Raw genomic sequence first — 12709 nt, forward strand, 5'->3', positions numbered from 1 at the left:
AGGCACATCTGTAGAGCATGGTAGCTCGGTGAACGACCGAGAACGATCATGCTGGTCGGTCGCTCAACGGCTGCGGAGCGCCCTTTGGCTGCTCGCGCGCGGTTCGTCGCTCGTCGAAACCAGCCGTCCATGCACGAGATCGAGCTGTCCTGTCGCGGCGTCGGGCCGCGACAGGACAGAGCCGCATGGTGGCGGAGGCCTCTATTCGCCCCAGCCGCGCACGTCACGGCCGCCGAACACCATCCGTCGGATGGCGGGCGACGCTAGGCCAGCGCTGAACCCCGGCGCGGGCGCGCTCACTTCGTCCAGCCGCGCCATCTGCCCCTCATTAAGCGCAAGCGACGCGGCGGCCAGGTTGCCGGTCAGCTGCTCGACCGTCCATGGCGTCACGTTCAGGATGGCACATTCCGCAGACGTCGCAGCGGTGGTCGACGCCACGGGCGCGTACGACTCGCGGTCTCCTGCGGCAGGGCACTTCCTGGAGTCGACCGGATTTGTGCTCGCGCCCGATGGCACGGTCCTGAACGCCACTTATTCCAGTCGCGCGATCGGCCGCCTCGCCCCGAACGATGTCGTCCGTCTGGTCACGTTCATGCGATCCCAGGCGCGCTGAGCCAACGCGGCGTCGACCGCCCAGTCTTGGGATCGTCTCCCTACCGCAAATCACGCTTCCGCCGGGTCGCGTCCCTTGAGCGTATCGAACAGCCAACGCCCGGCCGGGCCGAGGCTGGCGCCAAGGGCATGGGCCACGATGATCGGAAGGTGCGGCATCCTTCCCGTACCCTCCCAATGCTTCAGCCTGAGCTCCGACAGCCGTCCCCTCGCAAGGTCCTCCGCGACCATGTGGCGGGGCATACTGCCCCAGCCGAGCCCGGCCCGCAGCATCGCGTGCTTCGCGCCAAGGTCAGCCAGGCGCCAAGTGTTCGAGGTGATGATCCCGTGATCCGCGCCTCGGGTCCGCGGCGAGCGATCGGTCAACACCAGCTGTAGGTGCTCCTCCGCCTCCTGGCGCTCGATCGGCGCATCCCGCAGGGCTTGCAGCTCCGCAAGCGGGTGGGACGGCGCGCTGACCGCCACGAGGTGGACGCGTCCTGCCGCCTCTCGTTCCAGGCCTTCGAGCGGCGCGAACAGCGCCAGCACCAGTCCCACGTCGGCGGTCCCATCGACCAGCATGTCCGCCGCGGCGCCGAGCGATTCCACATAGACGCGGGTCGCGACCGATGGGAACCGCTCCTTGAAGGCGCCGAGCGCCACGGTCAGCGGCTCGATGGGCGCCATGGCATCGATGACCAGCGACAGCGCCGGTTCCAGGCCGGCGGCGATCCCGTCGGCCTGGGCCTGGAGCGTTCGCGCTTCGTGAACCAGCCGCTTGGCCTTGGGCAAGAGCGCCGCGCCGGCTTCGCTGAGCGCCGGTCGGTAGCCCGATCGGTCGAACAGCTGCACCCGCAGATCGGCCTCGAGCTCCTGGATGGCGTAGGTGACCGCCGACTGCGCGCGGTTGAGCTTGCGCGCTGCCGCCGAGAAGCTGCCGGTGTCGAGGACGGTCAGAAAGACGGCCGTCTGATCGAGATTCAGCACCGGCCGCATCATCATATTCCCCGATGGAGTTGAGCTGAACTATCCCGCTTTGTCCGGCTAGGCGAGCGCCATATCTCCTTGTCAGCAAGGAGACCCCCACCATGTCCGGCGCAACCTGGCCCACGCTCTTCATCCCGCACGGCGGCGGCCCGTGCTTCTTCATGGAGCAGCCGCCGCAATGGCCGCGCGACACCTGGGACCGTATGGCCGCGTTCCTGCGCGGCATCGACGCCGGCCTCGGACGTCGTCCCCGCGCGGTGATCGTCATCTCGGGTCATTGGGAGACCGAGCGCCCGACGCTCAACGTCGCGGGCCGCCCCGATCTGCTGTTCGATTACCGAGGTTTCCCGGAGCACACCTACCGGCTGACGTACCCCGTCGCGGGCGACCCGGCGCTCGCCGACGAAGTGCGAACCCTTCTCGCGGATGCCGGCTTCGAGACGGACGTCGATGGCCAGCGCGGGCTCGACCACGGCGTCTTCGTGCCGTTCAAGTTGGTTTATCCTGACGCGGACGTTCCCGTGCTGCAGCTTTCGCTTCAGCGCGATCTCAATCCAGCCACTCACTTGGCGATCGGACGCGCGTTGACGCCTTTGCGCGATCACGGTGTGCTGATCGTCGGCTCAGGCATGAGCTATCACAACACACGCAATCTCTTCTCGGGTCGCGGCGACGACGTGGCAGAAGCGTTCGATGCCGCGCTCACCGCAGCAATGAGGGATGCCGACAAGCGCGACGAGGCGCTGGTGCATTGGCGCGACATGCCCGGCGCTGTGGACGCCCATCCCGCGGCCGAGCACCTGCTGCCGCTAATGGTGGCGGCGGGTGCGGCGAGCGGCGAGGCGGGCACGCGCATCTACGCCGATCATGTGCTCGGCAAGCCGATTTCCGCCTTCCGGTTCGGCTGACCGCCTTCGCCCCCCTTTCCCGATCACCGGCCTCCGAGCGAGACCGACGACGTGCGTGACTTCGACCTAGGCAGGCCTGACGAGTGGCCTCGCTTTTCCATCGGTAGTTGTAACGGCCTGCAATGATGATCGGCTCGACGCGAGATTATGGGCCCATTCTGGCGCACGCTTGGTGAGAACGTGGACCCGCTCGGGCGGAGGCTATTTGAGAACGGGCGCACGCGGGGTGAGACGGACGCGAGACGCTGACGGTGTGGCGCACGCTTTGTGAGACGTTCACCCGCAAGTAAAGCTGCCCGGCGGGCTGGATGCTGGCGCTGGTTTCCGCAACGGCTTTTCTCGTTGCGAACGGCCGCGATTAAGCTGCTGATCTCGACCACAAGAAAACCGAGCGTTTTTCTGGTGCCCCGACCATGCCGCAGTTTACGGCAGCACCTCCCGCAACACGTCGATGAATGCTCTGAGCGCAGGCGGCACCTGCCGATGTCCGGGGTAATAGAGAAACAGGCCGGGGATGGCCGGGCACCAGTCTTCCAGTATCGCGACTAAACGCTGATCGGCGAGGCCGGGCGCGGCAGCGCGATCGGGAATCAAAGCGATCCCGCGACCATCGATCGCGGCTTCCGCCATGAGGTCGAGCCGGTCGAGCGTGAGCGAGCCCGGCACGTCGATCGCGACCGCCTTCCCGCGCCGCTCGAACTCCCACCGGTAGAGCCGGCCTCCCGGCATCCGGTGACGAATGCAATCATGGCCGCGAAGATCGTCGGGCGCTGTTGGCGCTCCCGCTCTCGCCAGATACGAGGGTGAGGCCACCGCCAGGAACCGCACCGGGCCACCGAACCGCACCGCGACCATGTCCTGCGGCACCGCCTCCCCCAGCCGCACACCGGCATCGAACCCGTCCGCCACGATGTCGATCAGCCGGCCTTCCGTGACCAGATCGACGGCGACATCGGGATGGCGCTCGCGCAGGACCGGCACCACCTCGCGCAGCAGCAGCCGGCTCGGCACTTCCGGCGCATTTATCCGTACGGTCCCGCTCGGCGCTCCGCCAAACGTCGCAACGACCGCGAGCGCGGCGTCGAGGTCGCGCAACGCGGGAGCAAGCCCGGCGAGCAGCTGCACACCTGCCTCCGTCAGCGCCACGCTACGCGTCGTGCGGTGGACCAGGCGGACGCCGAGCCGAGCTTCCAGGGACCGCATTGCGTGGCTGACTGCCGAAGGTGACTGGCCGAGCGTATCGGCCGCGCGCCGGAAGCTACGGTGCTCCGCGACAGCGGTGAAGGCGGTCAGGTCCGCGAGCGTCGGCGTTGCCATTGGTGAGCGATCCTCAGCAGCTCGTGCACATTCGTGCTTCTAATCCAGACAATGATGAGCAGCTATATCCGGTAACGATGAGCGGCGGTTCGCTCGAAATGAGGACAGACCATGGCTTTCTCACGCGATGAGATCGTCGCTCGCCTGATCAAGGCCGGCGAACTTGAAGTTCTAGGCGGCGATCGCGCCGAAACCGAGTCCTACTTCAACGTGGAGGAGTTCCGCTTCCACGGGCCGGACGGCCAGGAGGCAGACTATGCGGGGCTGAGTGGCTATTTCGACGCCGTCAGGGCAGCGTTCGACGACCTCTCGATCCGCCGAGGCATCATTGTGGTCGATGGTGACCACGTGGCGTGCCAGACCTGGATCGAAGGGCGGTTCGTGCGCGAGTTCACGCAATCACCGGCTGGTAAGGTGGCGCCTAACGGCCAGCGCATCACCTTCGATCTTGCAAACATCTTCCGATTGAACAGTGACGGCAAGATCGTTGAAGAATGGGTGCGGACTGATAACCGGAGTACCCTTCGGCAGCTTGGGGCGCCGCAGGGCTGACATCAGCCTTCGCGCGGACACGCGTTAACAGCCGACCTGGTCCGTCTCATATCATGTGCGCCGCTTCTCCCGCGTCTCGCGTCCGTCTCACACGGTGTGCATCCGTTCTCAAACAGCGCGCGCCCAAGCCGCCTACAATCTTACGCAGCTTGCGCCGGAACGGACCTACAATCTCGCGCTGAACCGATCATCATTGTAGGCCGGTATTGCTAGGCGATGACCAGCGGTTCGCGCGTATTCAGGGCGCGCAGCACGTCATCGGTACTGACAACCGTGGCGAACTCTTTCGACAGGTCGCTGAGCGCGGCGGCATGGACCTCCGCAACCTGGCGCATCTTCCCGTCCAGACCGACGCGGTCGAACGTCGCGGTCGCGTCCTCCGTTGCTACTCAGACCCCAGCTTCACGAGCGAGCAGATCGCAGCCACGAAGCGTCTTGCGGCCGCGACGCCTCCGGCGGAGATCGATCCCAAGATAGACGCGCTCGTCACCGAACTGATCGGACGGGTTGCCGAAGCCAGCTAGGCGTAGAAAACGCGGGCGGCTGCAGAGGTCGTCAATTCTAACGCGCGATGTCGGCGAGGCCTGCCAGCTTTAACGTATCTCGACGGAGGCGATCTTGCACGGCGGCGACGCCTTCTGATCCGTCCTGTGACGGATCCACCGTGACGCGGAACGGTCGCTTGCCACGGGGCGCATCAACAATTCGCAGGATAGCGCGTCCGACTTCGGTCGGGTCGGCGTCGTCAGGCTCGAACTCCGTAACGGCGGCCAGGACCTTTGCCTCCAAGTCGGCCGTCGGTCCGTGGGCATAGGCGTGGGCCACGGCCGTGTACGCCGGTTGCATCGCGTGCTGGAAATGATTGGTGCCGTTGGTGAAGGCGCCAGGCACGATGATCGCGCTCTCGATGCCGAACCGGGCGACCTCGAGCGCATAACTGATCGCGAGTTGCTCCATCGCCGCCTTGGCGGCAAAGTAAGGTCCGAGCAGCGGTGGCCAGTTCGCCCTGACGGTGGTGCTGGAGACCCAGAGCAGCAGACCCGCCCTGCGCTCGCGCATATGCGGGAGCACCGCCCGATTCACCCGCTGAGTACCCAGCACGTTGCTATCATAAAGGCTTGCGAGCTGTTCGACGCTGAAGGCCTCCGTTGGGCCGAGATTCATGTGACCAGCATTGTGCACCACCACATCAAGGGGTCGATCGGACAGGGCGAGTGCGACCGCTGCATCCACCGACGGTTGATCGGTTATGTCCATCTCGACCGGCCGGAGCGCGATCCCCTCGTCCTCGCTCAACCGGCGAAACTCCTCCGCGACCGGACGGTTGCGCCGTTCGCTCTCCCGCATCGTGGCGAAGACAGTATGTCCGGCACGGGCCAGCTCTAGTGCCGCCATGCGGCCGAAGCCGCTGGACGTACCGGTGATCAGGACGGAGCTAATCATGTACTTGCGCCTTGTCGTTCGGCCGCATCATGCGGGCATTGAGTTCCGCCTTGGCGCGGTCCGGAACGATGTGCAGAATCGCGCGCTCGAGCGTGTTGAGCCATCCGGGTGAGACCTGGGCCGAGCCGGCCTTCATCGCTTCCCAACCGGCGCGGGCGGGCGCGTCGGCAGGGTCCTTCGCGCCGGCGCCCGCAGGGGTGTTCGTCGTCTCCGCCCGTTCCCAGAAATCCGACTCGGTCACGCCGGGCATCAGGCAGGTGACGGTCACCCCGGTGTCATGCAGCTCGTTGCGAAGCGCGTAGCTGAAGTTGTCCAGGAACGCCTTGGACGCATTGTAAGCCGCCTGGAAGGCTCCGGGAATCAGCCCGGCGATGGAGCCGGTGATCAGGATGCGGCCGTCGCGCTGATCGCGCATCCGCCTGCCGACACGCTGTAGCAGGTCAAGCGTGCCGATCACGTTCGTCTCGACAAGATTGCGCACCGCTGCGAAATCCTGATCGAGGAAGCCCTGCCCCAGTCCATGGCCCGCATTGGCGCAGAGCACATCCACCCGTCGCCCCGCGATCCGCTCATCCAGCGCGGCAACCCCCTCCGCCGTGGACAGGTCGACTTGGATCGTCTCGACCGGCGCGCCGGCGAGGTTCGCCAGCGCGTGATCGAACGGCCGGTCCGCGGCGAGCAGCAGCGTATAGCCGTCGGCGGCGGCAAGCGTCGCGAGCTCCAGCCCAATGCCGGATGATGCGCCGGTGATGAGGGCGAACGGCACCTTTGTCGCCGCGCTCACAGATACGCTCCGCCAGAGACCTCGATGCGTTGCGCGTTGACCCAGCGGTTGGCATCGCCGAGCAGGCCTGCAATCATCGGTCCGACATCGTCGGGCACGCCCGCGCGGCCGAGCGCGGTCGCGTCTGCAACACCCTTGTTCATCTGCGGGTTGTCGCGCACCATGCCCCCGGCGAAGTCGGTTTCGATCGCGCCTGGCGCGACCGTGTTGGCGGTGATGCCGCGCGCGCCGAGCTCCTTGGCGAGGTAGCGGGTGAACACCTCGATGCCGCCTTTCATCATCGCATAGGCGGCAAAGCCCGGCGTAGCGAAGCGCGCGAGGCCGCTCGACAAATTCACGATCCGGCCACCGTCGGCGATCAGCGGCAGAAGCGCCTGCGTCAGGAAGAACGCGCCCTTGAGCTGGACGGCGACGATGTCGTCGAAATCTGCCTCCGTCACATCGCCGATCTTGCCGAAATGGCTGGTGCCGGCGTTGTTGACGAGGAAATCGAAGCTCTCGCGCCCCCAATGCTCGCTCAGTGCCGCCTTCACCTGATCGACGAAGGCCGGAAAACGTCCGGCATGGGCGACATCGAGCTGTAGCGCGACCGCTTTCGCCCCGGCCGTCTCGACCTCGCGCACGGTCGCGTCGGCTTCGTCGCGATTGGAATGAAAGGTAACGATCGAGTCCACCCCGGTTCGTGCCAGGGCGTTGACGGTGTTGCGGCCGAGGCCGCGGCTGCCGCCAGTGACAATCGCAATGCGTGATCTCTCGGGCATGATGGTCCTTCAATTGGTTGACCTCGACAATACGCCGATTAAGCGGCAATCGATTGCCCCACTCTCCTTGAAAGTTGCCCTTTCCTCTAGATGTCTGGTCCGCTAGACCGGACCTGTGACGGAACACTGCGCGTCAATGGTGCAAATCCTCAACCGATCGGCGGCAAAGGATGGCGCGTCATTGCCGACCCCGCTGCCGGGCATCACCGTTATGCGTCACCGCAAGCCAGGGCGCGTGCAGCATGAGATGTATACGCCGGTGCTCTGCCTGGTGCTGCAGGGCGGCAAGCAGGTCGCGATAGGCGAGGAAACGCATCTGATCGGGACCGGACAAGCGCTGCTGGTCAGCGTAGAGGTGCCGGTGATCGCCAGCATGGATGCGAGCGAGGCTCGGCCGTACTTGGCCGTGGCGGTCGATCTGGATATGGCGCTGCTCGACGAGGTGGCCAGGCAGATGGGCGACGTTCAAACGCGGCGGTCGGGCGGGGCGATCGCGCTCCTCGACCGACCCGGCGACCGATTGCTCGATTGTCTAGGTCGGATCGTAGCGCTGGCGGGGCGGCCGCAGGAAGCGGCGGTGCTCCTGCCGGGTCTGCGGCGCGAGCTGCATTATCTTCTGTTGCTCGGCCCGCTCGGGCCCGCGCTGCGGGCGATGGCGCAGCCGGACAGCCACCATCGCCGCATCGGCCGGGCGGTGGCACTGTTAAGGAGCGCGTTTCACGAGCCGCTGCGCGTGGAGACGCTGGCTAACGTCGCAGGCATGAGCGGTTCCGCCTTTCACTACCATTTCAAGGCGGTCACGCGCCTCTCGCCTGGGCAGTATCAGAAGCAGCTTCGCCTATTGGAGGCGCGACGGTTGATGCGGCTGGAAGGTTTCAGTGCGCGCAACGCCGCCTTCCAAGTCGGTTATGCCAGCCCGCAACAGTTCACGCGCGACCACGCCCAGCACTTCGGCGCACCGCCTCGACGAGGGCTTAACGCTGAACTGGAGCAGGCTTTCGCCGCCGAGTGAACTCGCTCAGCGACGCGTCAGTCCACCATCGACCGCGATCGTCTGCCCGGAAATCATCGCCGCGTCGTCGGAGGCGAGGAACAAGGCAGTGCCGACGATGTCCGCCGGCATCTGCGCGCGATGGATCGCCTGCATGGATGCGATCGCGGCAAAGGTCTCGTCGCTGTCATGGAGTTCGGTGCCAGGCGTGCGGACCAGGCCAGGCGCGATCGCGTTTACCGTAACCCCGTCTTTGCCCAGGATCGCGGCGAGCGAGCTGGTGAAGCCGATCAGCGCGGCCTTGGTTGTGATGTAATGGACGAAGTCGGGCACGTTCAGCGACACGCTCGATGATGACAGGTTGATCACGCGCCCGGCGCGCGACGCGCGCAGGTCATCGGCGAACGCCTTGGTCGTCAGGAACGCGCCGTCGACATTGACGGCGAAGAACGACCTCCAGGTCGCAAGGTCGATTTCATCGAACGGTATGCGCCGAAACACGCCCGCGTTGTTGACGACCACGTCCACGCGCCCAAGCCGCTCATGGACGAGCGCGGCAAAGCGCTCGACCTCGCCTGCTTCGGAGATGTCCCCGCGATGCGCTGCGAACCGGCGGCCGGTACCGGTCACTCTGCGCTCCGTCTCGCCCACGTCGCCGAGGTCGATGGTGGCCACGTCCGCACCGGCCTTGGCGAAGCCCTCGGCGAATGCCTGGCCCAAGCCGGTAGCCGCGCCGGTGACCACAACGATCTTGCCCTCCAACGATCCAATCATGTCAACTGCTCCTCATAGAGATTGATTGCCGCATGTTCCACGGTCATGCCGCCAGGAGCAACGGAGCCTCAACCAGCCCCCTGAACGCGCGCATGAAGGCCGCGGCATCGGCGCCATCGATCGCGCGGTGGTCGAAGCTGCCGGTCGCGCTCATCACCGTCGCAACGGTGAGCTCCCCCTCGCGAACCCACGGCCGCTGCTCGCCCGCGCCGACTGCCAGGATCATGCCCTGTGGCGGGTTGATGACGGCGGCGAACTGCTTGATGCCGTACATCCCCATGTTGCTGATCGACGCGGTGCCGCCCGTATATTGCTCGGGCTTGAGCTTGTTGTCGCGGGCAAGCGCGGCCAGCTCCTTGATCTCGGTGGCAATCCGGCCGATCGACTTCGTGTTTGCCGCCGTCACGACGGGGGTGATAAGGCCAGTGGGCGTCGAGACCGCGACGGAGATGTCCGCGCGCTTGAAAGCAATCATCTGGTCAGGCGTGAACTGGACGTTGCACGCCGGCACCTCGATCAGCGCGAGCGCCAGCGCCTTCACCAGCAGGTCGTTGACCGACAGCTTGATCCCCCGGGGCTCAAGTGACGCATTCAGCTCGCTGCGCAGCTGGAGAAGGGGGCCGAGTTGAACGTCGACCGTCAGATAGATGTGCGGCGCCTGCTGCTTGGATTCGGTCAGGCGGCGGGCGATCGTCCTGCGGATGTTGGACAGCTTGGCCGTTTCGTGCGGCACGTCGGGGATTGCGAGCGGCTTGACCGCAGCCGCCGGTTCGACCGCGACCGGCGTGCTCGGCTCGGCCGCGATCAACGGCCCGGCACCAGCCTGTGCTCCGGCCGAAGCCAAATCCGTCCGCACGATTCTGCCGTTCGGTCCCGACCCCATCAGCGTCGATAAGTCCACACCCCGCGCTGCCGCCAGCCGCCGCGCGAGCGGACTGGCCTTGATCCTTGCGTCCACCGTACCGCTCGCCGACTTCGGCACCGCTTGTGCGCTCGGCTCCCCTTGTGGTTCCGGCGGCAGGTCGTGATGCTCGGTCTGCATGGCGGGAGGATCGGCCTTGGCCGGCGCGGCGGGCGGCGGCACCTGAGTAGGCGCAGGTGCGGCGTCGTCCCCTTCCGCCGCTAGCGTCGCGATCACGGTGCCGACCTTCACATTGTCCGTGCCCTCCGGCACCGCGATCGACGCGACCGTGCCCTCCTCGACCGCCTCGAACTCCATGGTGGCCTTGTCGGTCTCGATTTCCGCCAGGATATCGCCCGACTTCACCGTGTCGCCGGCCTTGACCAGCCACTTGGCAAGCGTGCCCTCCTCCATTGTGGGCGACAACGCCGGCATCTTGAGCTCGATCGCCATGGCTCAGGCCTCCAGAAACAGTTCGGCGGCCGCGTCGACGATCGCATCGGCATCAAGCCGGTAGGTGCGATACAGATCGGGCAGGTCGCCCGTCTGGCCGAACCGATCGGTGCCGAGCGGACTGGTGCGCATGCCGCGCACCCCGCCAAGCCACGACAGGGTGGAGGGCGATCCGTCGATAATCGTGACCAGCCCGGCCATTGGTGACAGTGGCGCGAGCAGGGTCTCCACATGCGAGCGTTCCGCGCCGCCATGCGTCCAACGCTGCGCGCGCGCGGCGGACCAGCCGCGGTGGAGCAGGTCGGGCGAGGTGACGTTGAGCAGCCCCAGGCCGGGTAGATCGTCGGCCAGCGCCTCCCATGCCTGAAGCACCTCCGGGGCGATCGCGCCGGTGAACGCGATTGCGGCCTCGCTGTTCGGGGCCGGCGGCTTGAGCCAGTAGCCGCCCCGAAGCGCGTCGGCTTCCCAGTCGCGTCCGTCGCGCGCTACCTGTTCGACCGCGCGGGTGGTCAGCCGCAGATATACCGATCCGCCGTCCTCCGCCTGCAGATGCTCGAACGCCCAGCGCATCACGAGCGCCAGCTCGTCGGCGAAAACGGGCTCGAAATAGGTCAGACCCGGCTGGCCGATGCCGATCAGCGGAGAGTTGATCGACTGGTGCGCCCCGCCTTCAGGCCCGAGCGTGAGGCCCGAGGGGGTCGCCACCAACAGGAACCGGGCGTCCTGGTAGCAGCCATAGTTGAGCGCATCGAGGCCGCGCGCGATGAACGGGTCGTACACCGTCCCGATTGGGAGCAGGCGCGTACCGAACAGCGGCGCGGACAGCCCGAACGCGGCAAGCGCGAGGAACAGATTGTGCTCCGCGATGCCAAGTTCGAGGTGCTGGCCGGCGCCGTGCCCCGCCCACTTCTGCGCCGACGGGATCTTGGCGGCGTGGAATACGTCGGCCAGTTCCGAGCGGCGGAACAGCCCGCGCTGGTTCACGAACGCGCCGAGATTGGTCGACACCGTCACGTCGGGCGAGGTGGTGACGATGCGGTCGGCCAGCGGATGTCCCGACTTGGCGAGATCGAGGAGGATACGTCCGAACGCGGCCTGGGTCGACTGTTCCGCGCCGTCTGGGGTCGGCAATCGTTCGGGCACAGGCACAGCTTCTGCGCGCGGCTCTGCGGATCGGCGCGAGAGTGGCGAGACTTCGACAAACGCCTTCAAGGCCGCGGCGGCGTTGCCGCCGAGCCCACCATAAAGGTTCCACTCATCCCCTTCCGGGATGCCGAGCCGGTCGCGCAGTTGCTCGATCTGGCGCGGGTTCATCATTCCCGCATGATTGTCTTTATGGCCGGCCAATGGCAGACCGAAGCCCTTGATGGTATAAGCGATGAACAAGGTCGGCAACTCGTCCTGTGCGCTCTCGAACGCCTCCACCAGCGTCTCGATGCAATGCCCGCCGAGGTTGGTCATCAGCCCGGCGAGCGCGTCGTCGTCATATCCGTCGAGCAGCGTCGCAATGTTCTGCTGCTCGCCGATGTCGCGAGAGAGCCGCGCTCGCCAAGCGGCACCGCCCTGGTAGGTGAGCGCCGCGAACTCCGCGTTCGGACAACCGTCGATCCAATCCTTCAGCGCTTGGCCGCCGGCTTGCGCGAACGCCTCGCGCTGCTGCTTGCCGTACTTCAATGTCAGCACCCGCCAACCGCATGTCTCGAAGATGTCGTCGAAGCGCCGGAACATCCGGTCGGCGGTGGTATGATCCAGGCTTTGCCGACCGCAAAAAAGGGGGTCCAGATCATTGTCTCGGTCGTTCCCGGGGCGGGCTCACGACCAAGATCCATGTCGTCGTCGATGCGCAGGGGCTCCCGATCCGGCTCGGCCTGACCGCTGGGCAGACGCATGACGGGCAGATCGCAGACACGCTGCTCGATCATCTCGGCCCATGCACCATCGTGCTGGCGGACAAGGCCTATGACGCCGACCGCATCCGTGAGCTGATCCAGGAGCAGGGTGCGACGCCAAACATCCCACCAAAGAGCAATCGCAAGTGGAAGCCCTGCTTCAGCAAGCGACTCTACCGCGAGCGCAACCTGATCGAGCGCTTCTTCTCCAAGCTGAAGCACTTCCGCCGCGTCGCAACCCGCTACGACAAGCTCGCCGCCAACTTCCTCGCCATGGTCCAACTCGCCTCAATGCGCCTGTGGCTTCGCGCTTATGAGTCTACAGCCTAGCACTACTTTGGCATTTTTGTAGTTGAGG

At 66.1% G+C, this 12709-nt stretch carries 13 protein-coding genes and 2 pseudogenes; 5 read left to right on the forward strand and 10 right to left on the reverse strand.

Annotation, left to right across the window (positions count from 1 at the left end):
• Positions 1-201: 201 nt before the first annotated feature.
• Positions 202-438, reverse strand: a complete 237-nt coding sequence (locus ACOFKX_RS08010; RefSeq protein WP_419826490.1) for a hypothetical protein — start codon at positions 436-438, stop codon at positions 202-204.
• Positions 439-663: 225 nt separating this feature from the next.
• Entirely contained in the window at positions 664-1587 is a 924-nt protein-coding gene (locus ACOFKX_RS08015) for a LysR family transcriptional regulator (RefSeq protein ID WP_419826491.1), read from the reverse strand.
• A 92-nt stretch (positions 1588-1679) separates the two neighbouring features.
• On the opposite strand from ACOFKX_RS08015, the gene ACOFKX_RS08020 reads away from it, so the two are divergent.
• Entirely contained in the window at positions 1680-2486 is an 807-nt protein-coding gene (locus ACOFKX_RS08020; RefSeq protein ID WP_419826492.1) for a DODA-type extradiol aromatic ring-opening family dioxygenase, read from the forward strand.
• 423 nt (positions 2487-2909) lie between these two features.
• Here ACOFKX_RS08020 and ACOFKX_RS08025 read toward each other — a convergent pair whose 3' ends face one another.
• Both ACOFKX_RS08025 and ACOFKX_RS08030 read right to left on the reverse strand, forming a co-directional pair.
• On the reverse strand, positions 2910-3611 hold the full coding sequence (locus ACOFKX_RS08025; RefSeq protein WP_419827378.1) for a LysR substrate-binding domain-containing protein: 702 nt from the start codon (positions 3609-3611) through the stop codon (positions 2910-2912).
• A gap of 12 nt (positions 3612-3623) precedes the next feature.
• A pseudogene (locus ACOFKX_RS08030) lies at positions 3624-3803 on the reverse strand (helix-turn-helix domain-containing protein); the annotation flags it as partial.
• A 111-nt stretch (positions 3804-3914) separates the two neighbouring features.
• Here ACOFKX_RS08030 and ACOFKX_RS08035 point away from each other — a divergent pair.
• Entirely contained in the window at positions 3915-4355 is a 441-nt protein-coding gene (locus ACOFKX_RS08035; RefSeq protein WP_419826493.1) for an ester cyclase, read from the forward strand.
• 206 nt (positions 4356-4561) lie between these two features.
• On the forward strand, positions 4562-4879 hold the full coding sequence (locus ACOFKX_RS08040) for a hypothetical protein (RefSeq protein WP_419826494.1): 318 nt from the start codon (positions 4562-4564) through the stop codon (positions 4877-4879).
• 37 nt (positions 4880-4916) lie between these two features.
• Here ACOFKX_RS08040 and ACOFKX_RS08045 read toward each other — a convergent pair whose 3' ends face one another.
• The 3 genes from ACOFKX_RS08045 to ACOFKX_RS08055 are packed head-to-tail and all read right to left on the reverse strand — an operon-like array spanning position 4917 to position 7343.
• Positions 4917-5798, reverse strand: coding sequence for an SDR family oxidoreductase (locus ACOFKX_RS08045; RefSeq protein ID WP_419826495.1), 882 nt, complete (start codon positions 5796-5798; stop codon positions 4917-4919).
• A complete protein-coding gene (locus ACOFKX_RS08050; RefSeq protein WP_419826496.1) occupies positions 5791-6564 on the reverse strand; it encodes an SDR family NAD(P)-dependent oxidoreductase in 774 nt (257 codons plus the stop codon). Before ACOFKX_RS08050 ends, ACOFKX_RS08045 begins: the two co-directional genes overlap by 8 nt.
• 14 nt (positions 6565-6578) lie before the next feature.
• A complete protein-coding gene (locus ACOFKX_RS08055) occupies positions 6579-7343 on the reverse strand; it encodes an SDR family NAD(P)-dependent oxidoreductase (RefSeq protein ID WP_419826497.1) in 765 nt (254 codons plus the stop codon).
• Between the two features lie 136 nt (positions 7344-7479).
• Here ACOFKX_RS08055 and ACOFKX_RS08060 point away from each other — a divergent pair, with 136 nt between their 5' ends.
• Positions 7480-8355, forward strand: a complete 876-nt coding sequence (locus ACOFKX_RS08060; protein WP_419826498.1) for an AraC family transcriptional regulator — start codon at positions 7480-7482, stop codon at positions 8353-8355.
• 6 nt (positions 8356-8361) lie between these two features.
• Here the strand turns inward: ACOFKX_RS08060 and ACOFKX_RS08065 are convergent, their stop codons facing one another.
• Genes ACOFKX_RS08065 through ACOFKX_RS08075 form a run of 3 tightly spaced genes read right to left on the reverse strand, consistent with a single transcriptional unit; the run spans position 8362 to position 12190 of the window.
• Positions 8362-9096, reverse strand: a complete 735-nt coding sequence (locus ACOFKX_RS08065) for an SDR family NAD(P)-dependent oxidoreductase (protein WP_419826499.1) — start codon at positions 9094-9096, stop codon at positions 8362-8364.
• Between the two features lie 55 nt (positions 9097-9151).
• On the reverse strand, positions 9152-10462 hold the full coding sequence (locus tag ACOFKX_RS08070; protein ID WP_419826500.1) for a pyruvate dehydrogenase complex dihydrolipoamide acetyltransferase: 1311 nt from the start codon (positions 10460-10462) through the stop codon (positions 9152-9154).
• 3 nt (positions 10463-10465) lie between these two features.
• The gene (locus ACOFKX_RS08075; RefSeq protein WP_419826501.1) at positions 10466-12190 is read right to left on the reverse strand and encodes a transketolase; all 1725 of its coding nucleotides are present in this window, start codon (positions 12188-12190) and stop codon (positions 10466-10468) included.
• 29 nt (positions 12191-12219) lie between these two features.
• On the opposite strand from ACOFKX_RS08075, the pseudogene ACOFKX_RS08080 reads away from it, so the two are divergent.
• Positions 12220-12681: pseudogene (locus tag ACOFKX_RS08080) on the forward strand (IS5 family transposase); the annotation flags it as partial.
• Positions 12682-12709: the final 28 nt, after the last annotated feature.

It is taken from the genome of Sphingomonas sp., from assembly GCF_965200105.1.
In the GTDB taxonomy this organism is placed as follows: domain Bacteria; phylum Pseudomonadota; class Alphaproteobacteria; order Sphingomonadales; family Sphingomonadaceae; genus Solisphingomonas.

What these genes read in the sequence shown, in the direction of transcription:
- ACOFKX_RS08015 (WP_419826491.1), bottom strand. Translation starts at nt 1,587, where the DNA reads ATGCGGCCGGTGCTGAATCTCGATCAGACGGCCGTCTTTCTGACCGTC.
- ACOFKX_RS08020 (WP_419826492.1), top strand. Translation starts at nt 1,680, where the DNA reads ATGTCCGGCGCAACCTGGCCCACGCTCTTCATCCCGCACGGCGGCGGC.
- ACOFKX_RS08035 (WP_419826493.1), top strand. Translation starts at nt 3,915, where the DNA reads ATGGCTTTCTCACGCGATGAGATCGTCGCTCGCCTGATCAAGGCCGGC.
- ACOFKX_RS08045 (WP_419826495.1), bottom strand. Translation starts at nt 5,798, where the DNA reads ATGATTAGCTCCGTCCTGATCACCGGTACGTCCAGCGGCTTCGGCCGC.
- ACOFKX_RS08055 (WP_419826497.1), bottom strand. Translation starts at nt 7,343, where the DNA reads ATGCCCGAGAGATCACGCATTGCGATTGTCACTGGCGGCAGCCGCGGC.
- ACOFKX_RS08060 (WP_419826498.1), top strand. Translation starts at nt 7,480, where the DNA reads ATGGTGCAAATCCTCAACCGATCGGCGGCAAAGGATGGCGCGTCATTG.
- ACOFKX_RS08070 (WP_419826500.1), bottom strand. Translation starts at nt 10,462, where the DNA reads ATGGCGATCGAGCTCAAGATGCCGGCGTTGTCGCCCACAATGGAGGAG.
- ACOFKX_RS08075 (WP_419826501.1), bottom strand. Translation starts at nt 12,190, where the DNA reads ATGTTCCGGCGCTTCGACGACATCTTCGAGACATGCGGTTGGCGGGTG.